This window comes from Micromonospora sp. NPDC005163, from assembly GCF_053599835.1.
This window is the reverse complement of the sequence record NZ_JBSFYP010000018.1, coordinates 65,246-80,279: the sequence shown is the minus strand read 5'-3', so window position 1 is coordinate 80,279 and position 15,034 is coordinate 65,246. Positions and strand designations below refer to the sequence as shown.

Annotated in this window: 12 protein-coding genes and 1 pseudogene; 5 read left to right on the top strand and 8 right to left on the bottom strand. The window is 70.2% G+C overall.

Annotation, left to right across the window (positions count from 1 at the left end; translation table 11 throughout):
• Nucleotides 1–151 precede the first annotated feature (151 nt).
• The 4 genes from rfbA to rfbD are packed head-to-tail and all read left to right on the top strand — an operon-like array spanning nt 152 to nt 3,544.
• Nucleotides 152–1,039: a glucose-1-phosphate thymidylyltransferase RfbA gene (gene rfbA / locus ACWD6N_RS15045; RefSeq protein WP_354964296.1), complete on the top strand. Its 888-nt coding sequence runs from the start codon at nt 152–154 to the stop codon at nt 1,037–1,039.
• Entirely contained in the window at nt 1,036–1,668 is a 633-nt protein-coding gene (gene rfbC / locus ACWD6N_RS15040; RefSeq protein WP_354964295.1) for a dTDP-4-dehydrorhamnose 3,5-epimerase, read from the top strand. Before rfbA ends, rfbC begins: the two co-directional genes overlap by 4 nt.
• Nucleotides 1,665–2,678, top strand: a complete 1,014-nt coding sequence (rfbB, locus tag ACWD6N_RS15035; RefSeq protein ID WP_354964294.1) for a dTDP-glucose 4,6-dehydratase — start codon at nt 1,665–1,667, stop codon at nt 2,676–2,678. Before rfbC ends, rfbB begins: the two co-directional genes overlap by 4 nt.
• A complete protein-coding gene (gene rfbD, locus ACWD6N_RS15030) occupies nt 2,675–3,544 on the top strand; it encodes a dTDP-4-dehydrorhamnose reductase (protein ID WP_387325604.1) in 870 nt (289 codons plus the stop codon). Before rfbB ends, rfbD begins: the two co-directional genes overlap by 4 nt.
• Here the strand turns inward: rfbD and ACWD6N_RS15025 are convergent.
• The gene (locus ACWD6N_RS15025; protein ID WP_387325607.1) at nt 3,541–3,933 is read right to left on the bottom strand and encodes a GNAT family N-acetyltransferase; all 393 of its coding nucleotides are present in this window, start codon (nt 3,931–3,933) and stop codon (nt 3,541–3,543) included. The genes rfbD and ACWD6N_RS15025 overlap by 4 nt on opposite strands.
• Between ACWD6N_RS15025 and ACWD6N_RS15020 the strand changes: the two are divergent.
• Nucleotides 3,915–4,115 (top strand): annotated as a pseudogene (locus ACWD6N_RS15020) (universal stress protein); the annotation flags it as partial. The gene ACWD6N_RS15025 and the pseudogene ACWD6N_RS15020 sit on opposite strands and share 19 nt — an antisense overlap.
• A gap of 43 nt (nt 4,116–4,158) precedes the next feature.
• On the opposite strand, the gene ACWD6N_RS15015 reads toward ACWD6N_RS15020, so the two are convergent.
• The 7 genes from ACWD6N_RS15015 to ACWD6N_RS14985 all read right to left on the bottom strand — a co-directional run bounded on the left by ACWD6N_RS15015 (nt 4,159) and on the right by ACWD6N_RS14985 (nt 15,030).
• Complete coding sequence (locus ACWD6N_RS15015) at nt 4,159–4,476, bottom strand: NAD(P)H-dependent oxidoreductase (protein ID WP_354964291.1); 318 nt, start codon at nt 4,474–4,476, stop codon at nt 4,159–4,161.
• 18 nt (nt 4,477–4,494) lie between these two features.
• Nucleotides 4,495–5,142 carry a response regulator transcription factor gene (locus tag ACWD6N_RS15010; protein WP_354964290.1) on the bottom strand — a complete coding sequence of 216 codons (648 nt, stop codon included), beginning with the start codon at nt 5,140–5,142 and terminating at the stop codon, nt 4,495–4,497.
• Nucleotides 5,143–5,156: 14 nt separating this feature from the next.
• Nucleotides 5,157–6,482: a sensor histidine kinase gene (locus tag ACWD6N_RS15005; protein WP_354964289.1), complete on the bottom strand. Its 1,326-nt coding sequence runs from the start codon at nt 6,480–6,482 to the stop codon at nt 5,157–5,159.
• Between the two features lie 18 nt (nt 6,483–6,500).
• Entirely contained in the window at nt 6,501–7,271 is a 771-nt protein-coding gene (locus ACWD6N_RS15000) for an ABC-2 transporter permease (protein ID WP_387325611.1), read from the bottom strand.
• A complete protein-coding gene (locus ACWD6N_RS14995; protein ID WP_387325614.1) occupies nt 7,268–7,993 on the bottom strand; it encodes an ABC transporter ATP-binding protein in 726 nt (241 codons plus the stop codon). The genes ACWD6N_RS15000 and ACWD6N_RS14995 overlap by 4 nt, the downstream gene beginning before the upstream one ends.
• Before the next feature lie 83 nt (nt 7,994–8,076).
• The gene (locus ACWD6N_RS14990) at nt 8,077–8,718 is read right to left on the bottom strand and encodes a hypothetical protein (RefSeq protein WP_387325617.1); all 642 of its coding nucleotides are present in this window, start codon (nt 8,716–8,718) and stop codon (nt 8,077–8,079) included.
• Nucleotides 8,719–8,841: 123 nt separating this feature from the next.
• Complete coding sequence (locus ACWD6N_RS14985) at nt 8,842–15,030, bottom strand: S8 family serine peptidase (RefSeq protein WP_450004918.1); 6,189 nt, start codon at nt 15,028–15,030, stop codon at nt 8,842–8,844.
• Nucleotides 15,031–15,034: the final 4 nt, after the last annotated feature.

Below are 15,034 nucleotides of genomic sequence, written 5' to 3'. Positions count from 1 at the left end.
GGCGGCCGACCGCATACCGAACCGGCGTTTCACAATGGCCGTCCAGTTGCCCTGGTCAACCGAACGAGGCGGCGGTGACACTTTCGGACGTTGTCAGAATCGTTCGGTTTCCGGTCCCCAGGTGACCCTTCGCGGCCGGTAGCCTCGCGCCATGCGCGGAATACTTCTCGCCGGCGGCACCGGAACGCGGCTGTGGCCGATCACCCGTGCAGTGTCCAAGCAACTCATGCCAATCTTCGACAAGCCGATGATCTACTACCCCCTGTCCACATTGATCATGGCGGGCGTACGCGAGATCTTGATGATCACCACACCCGAGGATCAGGACCAGTTCCGTCGCGTGTTCGGTGACGGGGCCCAACTGGGGCTGCGGCTGGAGTACGCCGTACAGCCACGCCCGCAGGGAATCGCGCAGGCCTTCCTCGTCGGCGCCGACTTCATCGGCGCCGAATCCGTGGCCCTGGTGCTCGGCGACAACATCTTCCACGGCGTCGGGCTCGGCCGGCAGCTCGCCGGTCACGGAGACCTCGTCGGCGGTCGGATCTTCGCCTACCAGGTGGCTGACCCCGGGGCGTACGGAGTGGTCGACTTCGACGCCGACGGCAGAGTGCTCTCGATCGAGGAGAAGCCGGCGGGGCCGAAGTCCCGCTACGCCGTGCCCGGGCTGTACTTCTACGACAACCGGGTGGTCGACTTCGCCCGCAAGCTCACGCCCAGCGCCCGTGGCGAGCTGGAGATCACAGCGCTGAACGAGATCTACCGAGAGCTGGGCGAGCTGTCCGTGACAGTGCTGGACCGGGGCACCGCCTGGCTGGACACCGGCACCTTCACGTCAATGATGCAGGCCGCCGAGTTCGTCCGGGTCATCGAGGAGCGCCAGGGCATGAAGATCGGGTGCGTCGAGGAGGTCGTCTGGCGGGCAGGCCTGATCGACGACGACCAGCTGCGGACGCTGGCCGAGCCACTGTCCAGGAGTGGATACGGCGACTACCTGCTCGGCCTGCTGGACCAGCACCACCGCCGGGAGGTACGCCGATGAAGATCCGGCCGTTGAGCATCGACGGGGCCTGGGAGATCAGCCCGCAGCAGCACGGCGATCCGCGCGGGTTGTTCCTGGAGTGGTACCGCTCCGACCGGCTCGCCGCCGTGGTCGGCCATCCGCTGCGGCTCGCCCAGGCCAACCTCTCGATCTCCGCGCACGGCGTCGTCCGTGGCATCCACTTCGCCGACGTGCCCCCCGGCCAGGCCAAGTACGTGACGTGCGTCCGGGGGGCGGTCATCGACGTGGTGGTGGACGTCCGAATGGGCTCGCCGACGTTCGGGCGGTGGGAGGCGGTCCGTCTCGACGACGACGACCGTCGCGCGGTCTACCTAAGCGAGGGCCTGGGACACGGCTTCTGCGCGCTGACCGACGATGCCACCCTCAGCTACCTCTGCTCCACCAGGTACAACCCAGCCGCCGAGCACGCCGTGCACCCGCTCGACCCGGAGCTGGCGATCAGCTGGCCGACCGAGGCGCCGCTGCTGTCGGCGCGGGATGCCACGGCGCCGACCCTGGCCGAAGCGCGGGCAGCGGGCCAGCTCCCGGACTACCCGACCTGCCGGTCCCAGCTGGCCGGCCGGACCTCCGGTACGACGCCCGCCTCGACGGAAGGAAGTCACCCGTGAGAATCCTGGTCACCGGCGGAGTCGGATTCATCGGGTCGGAGTACGTGCGCATGCTGTTGGCCGCGCCGGGCAGCACCGGCCCGAGGGACCCGCAGGTCGAGCCGACCGCCGTCACGGTGCTGGACAAGCTGACCTACTCCGGAAACCCGCAGAACCTGGCGCCGGTGCGGGATGACCGACGGCTGCGGCTCGTGCCGGGTGACATCTGTGACAGTGCCCTCGTCGACGAGGTCGTCGCCGACCATGACGTGATCGTCCACTTCGCCGCCGAGTCCCACGTGGACCGTTCCATCGAGGGCGCCGCGCCGTTCGTCGTCACCAACGTGCTCGGCACCCAGACCCTGCTCGACGCCGCACTGCGGCACGGCACGCAGCGGTTCGTGCACGTCTCCACCGACGAGGTGTACGGCTCCATTGACGAGGGCTCCTGGACAGAGACCTGGCCGCTGTCGCCGAACTCCCCGTACTCGGCTTCCAAGGCCGGCTCCGACCTGCTCGCCCTGTCCTACCACCGCACCCACGGCATGGACGTGGTGGTCACCCGCTGCTCCAACAACTACGGGCCGTACCAGTTCCCCGAGAAGATCATCCCGCTGTTCGTCACCAACCTGCTCGACGGCGGCACGGTGCCGCTCTACGGCGACGGCGGGAACATCCGCGACTGGCTGCACGTGCACGACCACTGCCGAGGCATCGCGCTGGTCCAGCACAAGGGCCGTGCGGGTGAGGTGTACAACATCGGCGGCGGCACCGAGCTGACCAACAAGGAACTCACCGGCCGGCTGCTGCAGGCGTGCGGCGCCGGCTGGGACCGGGTCGTACCGGTCGTCGATCGCAAGGGCCACGACCGCCGCTACTCGCTGGACATCACCAAGATCAGCGAAGAGCTAGGGTACGCCCCCAGCATCGACCTCGAGCGCGGTCTGGCGCAGACCGTGCGCTGGTACCGGGACAACCGGGCCTGGTGGGCGCCGCTGAAGGCGGCCAACAGGCCGGCCGTCGCCGCGTGAGTCGCCTGCTGGTCACCGGCGCCGGCGGCATGCTGGGGCGGGATCTGCTGGCCGCGCTGCGGCCGCGGGACGACCTGTCGGTCACCGCCACCACCCGCGCCGACCTCGACATCGCCGACCCGGACGCGGTGCGGGACGCCGTCGCCGGGCACGACCTCGTGATCAACACCGCGGCGTGGACCGACGTCGACGGGGCCGAAGCCCGGGAGCAGGCCGCCACCGCCGTCAACGGCGACGCGGTCGCCAACCTGGCCAGCGCCTGCGCCGCGACCGGGGCGCGGATGATCCACATCTCCACCGACTACGTCTTCCGAGGCGACGCCACCGAGCCGTACCCGGAGGACGCCCCGACCTGTCCGGTCAACGCGTACGGGCGCAGCAAACTCGTCGGAGAGCTCGCCGTGACCCGGTTGCTCCCCGACGCCGGCTACGTCGTGCGCACCGCCTGGCTCTACGGCGCGCACGGGCCCAACTTCGTCGCGACCATGCTGCGGCTCGCCGGGGAACGCGAGCGGCTCGACGTGGTGAACGACCAGCGGGGGCAACCCACCTGGTCATACCGGCTGGCGGAGCAGCTCGTCGCGCTGACCGGCGCGGCGCTGACCGGCCACGCCGCCCCCGGCGTCTACCACGGCACCGCCTCGGGCGAGACGACCTGGTACGGCCTGGCACGCGCCGTGTTCGACCTGCGCGGCCTCGACCCGGACCGCATCCGGCCGACAACCAGCGACGGTTACCGGCGGTCCGCGCCCCGTCCGGCGTACAGCGTCCTGGGCCACGACCGCTGGCGTGCGGCGAACCTGCGGCCGCTGGCGGACTGGCGCTCGGCCCTGGCTGAGGCATTGGCCACCGGTCGGACCCGTTAGGCGGGCAGCTCCAGCAAATACTCCTCGACCTCGGCGCCGCGGCCGTTGGCGTACCCGTGGTCCTCGCCAACCACCACGAAGCCGCACTTGCCGAGCACGGCGAGGGATGCGGCGTTGTCCTTGGCGGCGCGGGCGTGCACCGGCCGCTGCGGCAGCTCGCGCAGCAGCGCGGCCAGGGCCGCGGTGGCGTCGCCCCGCCCCCAGCGGGCCGGGTCGATCCAGTAGGTGACCTCGGTGCGCTCGCCGTCCGGGAAGGCGCTCACGTGGCCGACCACCGCGCCGTCGACCTCTGCGGTGCGGACCAGGATCTCCGGGTCGGTGAGCACCCGCGCCCAGTGCCGGGCGAACTCCCGGTGGTCGGCCGGGTCCGCCGGGCCGAACGCGGCCACGTCCGGTCCGGGCGCCAGCGCCGGAGCAGGCGCTCATCGAGGCGAGCGGCCAGGCCGGGCTGCTGGTGGTCGGCTCGCGGGGGCGGGGCGGCTTCGCCGGTCTGCTGCTCGGCTCGGTGAGCCAGGCGGTGGTGCAGCACGCCAACTGCCCGGTGCTGGTCGTCCACCGCCACGAGAGGTGACCGCAGCCCGCCGGGGTGGACGCCCCGGCGGGTGCGGCGGTGGTCAGGACTCGGTGCGGTTGAGCAGCTGCTCGAAGCTGGTGGTGAGGGCGAACGGATCGGCGGGGCCGGCCGCCGGCGGGCGTTGCCGGACCTGCTCGGCCAGCTCGCGACCGGCGCGGTCGATGCGGGCCCGCAGCGCGCCGTCCGCGCTGCCGGCGGACCAGTCCTCCGGGGCGGCGAAGACCGCGGTGGGCATCACCACGGCGTGCAGGTAGCTGAACATGGGCCGCACGGCGTGCTCCAGGGAGAGCGAGTGCCGGGCGGTGCCACCGGTGGCACCGATCAGCACCGGCCGGCCGATCCTGCCCCGGGCGGTCATGAGCGCAGGAGCTCAGCATCAGCCGCCGCCGACGTGGCGGAGGACGGCCAGGACGCGGCGGTTGTCGCTCTCCGAGGACGGCAGACCGAGTTTCGCGAAGATGTTCGCCACGTGCTTCTCCACGACTCCGGAGGTGATGACAAGAGCCGCCGCGATTCCGGCGTTGGATCGTCCCTCGGCCATCAGCGACAGCACCTCGCGCTCGCGGGGGGTCAGCGACGCCACCCCGGCCGTGTGCTGCCCGGCCCGCATCAGGTGGCCGACCACCTCCGGATCCAGCGCGGTGCCGCCGGATGCCACGCGGGTCAGCGCGTCCACGAAATCGGCGACGTCGGCGACTCGGTCCTTGAGCAGGTATCCGACGCCGGTCGGCCGGTCGGCGAGCAGGCGGGTCGCGTAGCGGGTCTCCACGTACTGGGAGAACATCAACACACCGACGTCGGGATGGTCGCGTCGGATGTCGATCGCGGCGCGCAGTCCCTCGTCGGTGTGCGTCGGTGGCATCCGGATGTCGATGATGGCTACGTTCGGCATGCTGGTGGCGATCGCGGACCGCAACGCATCCGCGTCGGCCACCGCCGCGCACACCTCGAAACCGCGGTCGGTGAGCAGCCGGACCAGCCCTTCGCGCATCATCGCGGCATCCTCCGCGATCACCACCCGCATGTCGTCGCCTCCGTTCACACGTGTGTGGGCAGCTGGATCTCGACCCGGGTCGGACCACCGGTCGGACTGTGTACACGCATCCGGCCGTCCACGACGGCGATGCGGCGGGCCAGGCCGGACAGGCCGGGGCCGTCCGGGTTCGCCCCGCCGATGCCGTCGTCCGTGACGGTCAACATCAGTTGCTCGCCGGATCGGACGACGCCGAGCCCGATACGGGTCGCCCGGCTGTGTTTGGCCGCGTTCGCGAGCAGTTCGGAGGCGCAGAAGTAGGCGACGGTCTCGATCGCGGGCGCCGGGCGGTCGGGCAGCTCGACGTTCACCGCGACCGGGATGGCGCTGCTCGTCGCGAGCGTCGCCAGCGCGTCGCCGAGACCGTTGTCGAGGACCGGCGGGTGGATCCCACGCACCAGGTCGCGCAGGTCGGCGAGGGCATCCTTCGCTCCGCGGTGGGCGAGCGCGACCAGTTCGCGGGCCTGTGGGAGGTCGGGTGGCGGGCCGTCGACACCGAGCTTCTCGGTCGCCATGCCGAGGTTCATCGCCAGCGTGGCCAGCCGGATCTGCGCGCCGTCGTGCAGGTCCCGTTCCAGCCTGCGCATCATCGCGGCCGCGTCGTCGATCGCGCGGGCCCGGGTGACCTGCAGTTCGCGTACCCGCTCGGCGAGCCGACGCGGACCGAGCAGCCGTCGCATCGCGGCAAGGTCCAGGTTCGTACCGGCCCGCATCAACCACGGTGCGACCAGCAGCATGGCGAGGCCGGCCGCGGCGATGAGGAACGTTCCGGTGAACGTCCGCGTACCGATGGCGCCGAACGGCGTCAGCGCCCACACCGGTCCGAGGCGCGTTCCGGCCGGGTGGTTGCGAAACAGCGGCCACCACACCGGGTAGCTGAGGTTGACCAGGCCGAACACGTAGCAGAACGCGCCGTAGCCCTCCGGGATGGCCAGTGGCACCTTGAGCAGGCCGTAACCGACGGCGCGCCAGCCCGGTCCGTCGGAGACCACGGCGCTGATCCGCTTCGAGGGCCGGGGCGGCGGCGCGTCCACGTGCACGTCGAGCAGCCGGCCGGCGAGTGAGCGATGCACGGCTGCCATCGCGCGCCCGATCGGGGCGGCCAGCACGACCAGGAGCACGATGGTGACCGGAAACAGGACCAGGAACATCGGTGCGACGGCAGGTGCGGGCTGTTTGGACATGGCTCCGGTCGCCCAGAGGATGAGGACGCCCAGGGCCGGCACGATCGCCGGCACGCTCAGCACCGCGGCCGCGCTGAGCACGCCGACGACGCAGAACACCGCCCGACGCAGGGCCAGTGTGGTGAACGGAGCACGCAGCGCGGTCATCAGCCCCATTGTCGCTCGTCACGCGTCGCGATGGCGGAGCAGGACGCCGCCGCACAGAATCGCCACCGCCGCGTACCCGCACATGAGCAGCGCGCTGATCCAGCTGGAGAACAGCCCGGGTACCGGCGAGGTCACCGCGATCGAGTTGAGCAGCATCAACAGCGGGACGAAGCGGCCGACCTGGATTCCGCTCTCACCGAACAGGCCGGCCACGATCATCGGCACGAACATCAGACCGAACAGCGTGCCGATCGCGGCGCCGGAGTGCCGCACGATCGTCCCGATGCCGACCCCGATCAGCGCGGTGACGCCCAGGTAGACGCCGGTCAACACGACCGCGCGTAGGATCGCCGGGTCTGCGAGGGATGCGGCCGGGATGGCGGTGCCGCGGATCGCGAGCTGCCCGCCCAGATAGCCGGCGAAGCTCGCGACCAGGCCGACGGTGAGGGCCGCGCCGCCGCACACGGCGACCTTCGCGGCCAGGACGATCCGACGCCGCGGGACGGCGGCGAACGTCGAGCGGATCATCCCGTTGCCGTATTCGCCGGTCACCACCAGGACGCCGAGCGCTCCGAGGAGCAGTTGGGCCACGATGGCGCCGCCGAGGCTGTTGTTCAGGATCTGGGCGGCGGTGGCGACCGGGGTGTGCGATCGGTACCCGAGTCCCACCCCGACCCCGGCCGCGGCCATCGAGACCACCGCGGCGATCGCCAACCACCACGTCGACCGGACGCTGCTCAGCTTGATCCGCTCCATCCGGACCGCGTGCCGGAATCCGTACCTGTTCATGACGCTCCCACTCCGCGATAGTCGGTGGCCTGTGCGGTGAGCCGGAAGAACGCGTCCTCCAGGCTGTCGTCGCCGGCGGCGAGTTCGGCGACGGTCGTCTCGGCCAGCAGCCGGCCGCGACCGATGACCACCAGCCGGTCGGCGGTCAGCGCCATCTCGGCGATCAGGTGGCTGGACACGAACACCGTCCGGCCTTCGGCGGCGAGTCCGCGCAGCAGGTCCCGGATCCAGCGGATGCCCTCCGGATCCAGCCCGTTGACCGGCTCGTCGAGCAGGAGGACGCCCGGGTCGCCGAGCAGGGCCACGGCGACGCCGAGCCGCTGGCGCATGCCGAGCGAGTACGTACCGGCACGCCGCGCTGCCGCGTCGGACATCCCGACGATGCGCAACACCTGCTCGACGCGGGAGCCGGAGATGTCGTTGCTCGCGGCCAGCGCGGTCAGGTGCGCGCGGGCGCTGCGGCCGGGATGGAAGGCCCCGGCATCGAGGAGCGCGCCGACCGTCTTCAACGGCCAGTTCAGGTCCGGGTACCGGACCCCGCCGATCAGTGCCTCGCCGTGGTTCGGGGCATCCAGGCCGAGGATCATCCGCATCGTCGTCGACTTGCCGGATCCGTTCGGGCCGAGGAAGCCGGTCACCACCCCCGGTTGCACCCGGATGCTCAGCCCGTCGACGGCGACCCGGCCGCCGTAGCGTTTCGTCAGCTCACGTAGTTCGATCATAGGAACGACGCTAGGCAACGCCGACGGCGGTCAGAAGCCGGAAACCATCCGACTCCGTCTGGAGGTTTTCCGCCCCCATCAGGCTAGGCCGGTTCGGCCCCCGATGGCACGGGCAGGTCCAGGACGTACGAGTCGCCGTCGGGGCGGAAGCCGAGCCGGTGGTAGTAGGGGGCGACCATCCCAGGCGGGCTGACCACGCGGTGGAAGCCGCGTTCGGTGAAGAGGCGACTGCGCCGGTAGACGAACTCGCCGGGCGTGAAGTCGCGGAACTTCGGGGTCACGTAGTCCAGGTCTATCTGGGCGACCCCGGGGGCCTCGGCGTGCGACAGCACCACCCCGACCACCTCGTCGGCGGTGACCACCAGGAACGCGGAGCGTCCCGGGGCATCCGGGTTCCAGCGAAAGTCGGGATTGAACCGGGCGATGTCCGGCCCGTGCACCCGCAGTGTGTGCGCCAGGAACTGGTCGCCGACGCCAACCTCCACCACCTGGTAGGTCTGCTCGTCGTGCCGGGTGGCCAGCATCCCGCGCAGGTACCAGATGTTGATCACCGCGAGCACGATGTTCAGCCCGACCATCGGCCAGACCTCGATCGCGGCGTTGTAACCGATCAGCACGAGGCAGCCGACGAGGTTGAGCCCGCGCAGCCGCAGGATGCGTGACTGCAGCAGAGACCAGACCAGCACCGCAGAGCCGGCCCAGCCGACCAGATCCAACCAGTTCACCTGGTGAGACTACAAGTGCGCGAGTACGGGCCAAAGCTGCAAACCCGGTAGTCGTGGTCAGAGCCTCCACGACGATCCTTTCCGAGGAGGCTCTGACCACTGCTGGCGGATTGGTTGGCTATCTCATAGGCGCGGGTCCTCCTGGACCTTCAGGGCGTTGAGGATCGGGTCGCCCTCGCCGATCTCGCGGCGAAGCTCGACCTTCAGATCGCCACCGGCGTGCTCGACGGTGACCGCGTTCACGTCCGCGGTCAGCGCACCCGCCCTCGCCTGCACGTCGTGGTCGTGGAGCACGGCTTTGCCGTCGACCAGAACATCGAAGGCACGCTTGCCGGCCTTGACCTTCTCGATCTCCGCGAAGTCGAGGCCGATTCGGTACTTCCCGGCGGGCGCGTTCTTGAACACGTAGCTGAACGTCTCGCCGGTCCGCTGGGTGCGGAACAGCGCGTCGTCCTCCGTGCCGGCGATGTCGGCCTTGGTGGCACGCGCCTTGCCGCCGACGTAGCCCCACGGCCGCGAGCCGACCTCCTGGTCGGGCGACCAGACGAAGCCGTCGGCACCGACGTACCCGGATCCGCCCACGTCGACGCCCTTCCAGTAGGCGGAGGTCGCCAGGCGGACCGGCTTGAGCTGAGCTTCGCCCTTGCCGGCGTTCGACGCCACGAGCACGTCCCCGACGAGCACGCCGGGCTCGACGTCGGCGTTGTCGGCCGTCGCCGTGACCGTGGTGGACTCGCCGACCGCGAGCTTGACCGTGCCGGTTGCGGCCGCGCCCGTGAGGGTCAGCCACGGAAGGTCGGCGGCCTCGTGCCCGCCGTCGCCGGTGCGTTTCTGCTCGCTGATCCGCACCTCGAGCGGGGCGGAGCCGGTGTTGGTCACGGTCACGTCGGCCGTCGCCTTCTGGTCCGGGCCGACGAGCCAGTCGAGGTCACCTCCGGTGACGGTGGCGACGCCCGCGGTCAACGCCGTGTCGATCACCTCGGCCTGATCCTTCTTGGCGATGGTCACCGGGCGGCTGGCGGTGACATAGTTCGGCACCGAGACCTCCACGGTGTTCTCGCCGACCAGCGCCTGGGCCTTCCACCGGCCCTTTGCGTCGGCCGTGATGACCCGGTCACCGCTCGGCCCTCTGAGCGTGACGATCGCGCCCTCGATCGGCTTGCCGTCGTTCGCGTCGGTGACCGTGCCCTCGATCGTGCCCGACGCCGGGAGGGTGTACTCCAGCCCCAGGCCAGCCTTCAGAACGGGCTGGTTGAAGGAGTACTGGCTCGCGGGGTTGCGCGTCAGGCTCTCCAGGCCGACCGTCGCCGACGACCCGCGGGTGACGGGGTTGTCGCCGCCGACGCCGTCGCCGTACCCGATCTGGATCCGTCCGTCCTCGATCAGGGTGACCGAGAAGCTCACGCGAGCCGTCTGGTCGCTGTAGAAGGTGGCGTTGCGCCACTCGATGACCTCAGCGGCCAGCCCGTCCACCTCGGTTTTGCCGAAGTAGATGTCCGCCTGGTCGTCGACGACCAGGTCGTCCCAGAGCGGATAGATCGCGTCGAAGGCGTATGGCGACGGCAGCTCCGTGTTGTTCCCCACGGCGCTGGCCTGGTCGAAGATCAGCTGGCCGTTCGTCGTCACGCACACGCCGTCCCAGGCCGTGTCGTAGAACGGGAACAGGAAGCTCGAGTCGAACCACAGCACGCCGCAGACGTCATCGCCGTGCCACCCGGACACCTCCGTGCCCTGGCGGTAGAGCCCGTCGGTCACCTTCATCGAGTACGAGCGACCGGCGGGGGCCACCGGCACGGGGCCCGGCTCCGGCTGCTCGGGCTGGGGCTCCGGCTCCGCCTTGTCTGCGCGCGGGTCGAGCGTCACACGCAGCGCGGCAATGGTCGGGGCCCGTAGGCCCTTCGAGCCCCGCAGCTCCACGGTCAGCGGACCGCCCTCGTGCTTCACGACGGCGGTGCGCCAGTCGGCGGCGTTCGGCCCCACGGCCGCGGCCGGGTCGTACGCGTACTCCGTCAGCGTTCCGTCCACGAGGACGTCGAACACCCGCTTGCCCTTGGCCACCTTCTCGATCTCGGCGAACCCGAGATCGATCGCGTAGGTGCCCTTGGGCGCGTCGGGGAAGCTGTAGAACAGCTGCTTGTCCGGCGTGGTGCGCTGCGACTGGAACAGGGCGTCGTCCGTCGTGCCTTCGATCCCGGCCTTCGTGGAGGTGACCTTCGTCTTCCCCTCGTAGCCCCACGCCTTCTTGCCGGCGGCCTGGTCGCCGGACCAGGTGTAGCCGGAGCCGTCGGTGAACTCTGAGCCGCCGGCGTTGATGCCGACCTGGTACTTCGTGGTCGTGAGCGTCACGGGGACGTAGGTCTTGGACTGGCGTCCGGAGTCGGACCTCACCACGATGTTCGCGCCGAGGACTCCGGGCGTGGCGTCCTTTGAGGAGATCGAGACCTTGACGGTCGTCGACTCACCCGGGGCAAGGGTGCCGCCGGTCGAGGAGAGCGACAGCCACGGCAGGTCGGTGATCAGGTCGTCCTCGACGTCGACCAGCACGACGTCGTCGGCGACCTGGTCCGCGGCCCACAGCGCCCCGGTCGAGTCGGTCTCGAGGCCGCCGCCCTGGCTCACCTTCTGGCCCGGGAACCACCACGCGTTCACCAGCGAGCAGTCGTCGGGGTCGACCTGCAGCAGGCGGGTGGGCCTGTTCGAGGTGAGGTCGGTGTACCAGATGGTGTCGGACGCCTGGTTGTAGGCCAGGCCCATCACCTCGGGCAGCGGCGGCGCGCAGAAGGACAGCAGCGCACCCGCATTGTCGTGCGACGTCCCGGCGACCGTGCCGATCATGCCGTTCGCCCGGCCGCCGACGTAGAACACGTCCTCCGTCGGGTTGTAGGCGAGTCCGGTCAGCTGCAGCGTGGACCAGTCACCCTTGATCTGCCGGGTCTCCTTCCCGGTCTCCCGGTCGAAGCAGTGGATGTAGCTGGCCGGGCTGTCCTCCATCTGGCACATGTCACCGGTCTTGGTGTCGAGCGCCATGTCGAACGCCCGGTACGCGGGGTTCCACGACGCGTCGAAGACCTTCCCGGTCGGCTTGCCCGTCACCTTGTAGGCGGTGTTGGTCCGCGCGTTGTAGTCGTGGACCCAGACGTCGCCGTCGTACCCGACGCCGGAGGGCTCCTTCTCAGCGATCGTGCCCGGGATGGCGATCCGGGTGATGACGTCCCCGCCGGAGGTCGGGCCGACCTTGCCGGCCGCCTGTGCTTCCGCGGCCTTCGCCGTCGCAGCCTTGCCGTCGACGTTCGACGGCTTCATGCCGCTCGCACCGGCCTTCCACGTGGTGAGGTCGATCGTGCTGTCCGCACCCTTCCCGGTGCGCCCGGTGGCGCCGGCGTCGTCAAGGTCAGGGTGGCGCGCGGCCTCGCCCAGGTTGTACGTGAGTGGGGCGGAACCGTTGTTGGTCAGCGTCAGCGAGCCCACACCGTTCTGGTCGGTACCCAACAGCGCGTCGAGGCCGTCAGCCTTCAGGCCGGCGACACCCGTGGTCAGACGCGCGTCGATCTTGGCCTTCGCGTAGAGCTTGTCGAGGGAGAAGGGGTATGCCGCGGTCGTGTAGTTCGGCGCGTCGACCGTCATGGTGTAGTCGCCAACCGGAAGCTGGCGATGCACGATGCCGGTGCCGTTGGTCGTGACGGTCTCGACGAGCCCATTCTTGTTCGTGAAAGAGACCTTGGCCCCGGCCACCGGCAGCCCGTCGTTCTGGTCAACGACGGTCGCGTCGAGGTACCCGAAGTCAGGCATGTCGTAGGTGACGATCATCTCGTCGTGCAGCACCGGGGCGCTGTCGGAGAACCGGATGCCGTCGACGCCGGCCCAGCCCTGCATGCCGGTGATGGCGTGCGCGCCGGCGGTCACCAGGTCGTTGGTCCCGATGCCGTCGCCGTACCCGAAGATCACCGTGCCGGAGCGGGTGAGCGTGGCCGAATAGTTGACCGGCTCCGTGTACTCCGACCGGGTCGGATAGGCCCAGAGTTTGGCGTTGCGGAACTCGACGACGAACGCGTCCTCGCCGTTGACCTTGGTGGCTGCCGTGAAGACTCCCCCGCCGGGGGCGAACTCGACGGGGGTCTGGACGTAGAACGGGAAGATGCCCGCACCGCCGCTGCCGGGTCCGGTGCCGGTGTCCGGGGAGATCACGCCGCGCAGGCTGATACCGAGGGTGTCGTGGCTGCCGTTGTAGAGCGCGATCGGGAACGGCAGCTTCACCGTCGCCCACACGCCGCTGGTGAACGCGACCGGGTCGGTGCCGCGCAGGTACTCGCCTTCGGAGACGGCGCAGCTGTAGCCGCCCTTGTCGACGACGAGCCCGACGGGGATCTCGCGCGACTCGTTCTGCGCGCCGACGGTCAGCGGGACGGTCGTGGGCGAGTAGCAGGCGTTGGGCTTGATGTTCAGCGTGTACCCGCCCTCGGGGACAGCGGCGATCGTGAACGCGCCGTTGGCATCCGTGCGTACCGGCTTCAGCGGCGTGTCCTTGACAGAGACGTCGGCGTTCGGGACGGGCTGTTTCTTGTCGTCGACGACCCTGCCGCTGATGTCGTGCTTCGCGGCGGCCGTGAGCGGCAGCTTGACGGAGGTGTCCTGGCCGAGGGAGATCGTGACGTTGGCGGTCGCGGTCAGGTAGCCGAAGACCTTGGTGCTGAGCTGGTAGTCGCCGACCGGGAGGTTTGTCGTGAACCGGCCGTCCTTGTCGGTTCCGATCGACCGGCTGAACGGTCCGCTGATCGTCACCTCGGCGGCGGGGACCGGGGCGCCGTTGGCGGTGACGACACCGGTGAGGGTGCCGCCCTGCCGGGGCGCGAGCTCGAGCAGGCGGACGAGGTCGAGCCGGCCTTCGCCGTACTTGTTGTTGAAGGCGGCGGTGCCGCCGCACTCGGTGTCATCGACGTCGACGGCCGACTCGGCGAGCAGGCGGCGGGTCTCCTCGACCTGTCCGATGAGGGTCGGGTCATAGCTCCACAGCGCCGCGACGGCGCCAGCGAGGTGGGGAGCCGCCATCGATGTGCCGGACATCTCGGTGTAGCTGTTGTTCGGGTAGGACGACTGGACGGCGACGCCCGGAGCGGAGATCTCGGGCTTGATCCGGCCACCTTCACCCTCGCCCTTGCGGGAGAACGACGCGAGCGTGCCGCTCGAGTCGTACGCGCCGACGGAGTAGGCACTCTCGGCGGAGCCGGGCGAGGAGACGGTGTCGCAGGCCGCGTACGGCGTGGTGTTGCCCGATGACCAGGCGCTGAAGATGCCCGCGGCGCTCCAGGCCTCGTCGATGGCCTGGAAGAAGTCGTCGAAGTTGTGCTCGACGGTCTGGCCCCACGAGTTGTTGATGACGTGGGGGCGCTTGGACGGGTCAGGGTTGTTCCCCTGGACGTCGGTCGGGGCGAGCAACCACCAGCCGGACTGGAGCAACGACTCGACGCCGTTGCTGTCGCAGCAGCCGTTTGTCGCGATCCACTGCGCGTCCGGCGCGACGCCGACGTGGTTGGTGCCGTCGTCGCCGACCATGGTGCCCATGGTGTGCGTGCCGTGTCCGTTGTCGTCGCACGGTGCGCCGGTGCACGTGCCCCGGGTGGCCATCCAGTTGTAGTTGTGGTCGACGGTGCCGTCGGGCTTCGTGCCGCGGTACTGGTGCATCAGAGCGGGGTGGTCGAATTGGACGCCCGAGTCGAGGTTGGACACGGTGATGCCCGCACCGGTGGCTCCCATGGCCCAGGCCTGGGGGGCGTGGATGGCGTCCAGACCCCACGTGGCGGTGCCTGCCTCGGCGGCGGCCTTCGGGGCGGCGGGGCGGGCAGCCTGGTCAGCTGGGCTCTTCTCGTCCACGGGCTCGACCAGCGCGACCTGTGGCGACGCGTGGATCTTGGCGACCTGCCCGACCGAGGCGACGTCGAGCGCGAGCTTCTGCGTGCCGCCCTTGACGAGCACGGCGTTGACGAGCGGGTAGGACGTGTACTTCACGCCCGCCGCGTCGAGCTCGGCGGAGACGGACGCCGCGGAGGCCTTGGCCGAGGCCTTCAGCGCGTCGTAGACGAACTGACCGCGAGTGGTCCAGTCGGCGATCTTCTTCGCCGGCGCGAGGTCGGCCTTGGTGTCGAACGTGATCCAGAAGTCGGACGCCGGCTCCGTGCGGAAGCGGTCCTTCAGGTTCGACGCGATCTTGTTGGCGGCCGCGCCGGGATCCGGCTCAGCGGCGGACGCCGGTGATGGCTGGATCATGCTCAGGCCGACCGCTACGGCCAGCGAAGCCGCGAGGGCTTTGAGTCTCATATGG

What these genes read in the sequence shown, in the direction of transcription:
- ACWD6N_RS15000 (WP_387325611.1), bottom strand. Translation starts at nt 7,271, where the DNA reads ATGAACAGGTACGGATTCCGGCACGCGGTCCGGATGGAGCGGATCAAG.
- ACWD6N_RS15010 (WP_354964290.1), bottom strand. Translation starts at nt 5,142, where the DNA reads ATGCGGGTGGTGATCGCGGAGGATGCCGCGATGATGCGCGAAGGGCTG.
- rfbC (WP_354964295.1), top strand. Translation starts at nt 1,036, where the DNA reads ATGAAGATCCGGCCGTTGAGCATCGACGGGGCCTGGGAGATCAGCCCG.
- ACWD6N_RS14985 (WP_450004918.1), bottom strand. Translation starts at nt 15,030, where the DNA reads ATGAGACTCAAAGCCCTCGCGGCTTCGCTGGCCGTAGCGGTCGGCCTG.
- rfbA (WP_354964296.1), top strand. Translation starts at nt 152, where the DNA reads ATGCGCGGAATACTTCTCGCCGGCGGCACCGGAACGCGGCTGTGGCCG.
- ACWD6N_RS15005 (WP_354964289.1), bottom strand. Translation starts at nt 6,482, where the DNA reads ATGACCGCGCTGCGTGCTCCGTTCACCACACTGGCCCTGCGTCGGGCG.
- ACWD6N_RS14995 (WP_387325614.1), bottom strand. Translation starts at nt 7,993, where the DNA reads ATGATCGAACTACGTGAGCTGACGAAACGCTACGGCGGCCGGGTCGCC.
- ACWD6N_RS15015 (WP_354964291.1), bottom strand. Translation starts at nt 4,476, where the DNA reads ATGACCGCCCGGGGCAGGATCGGCCGGCCGGTGCTGATCGGTGCCACC.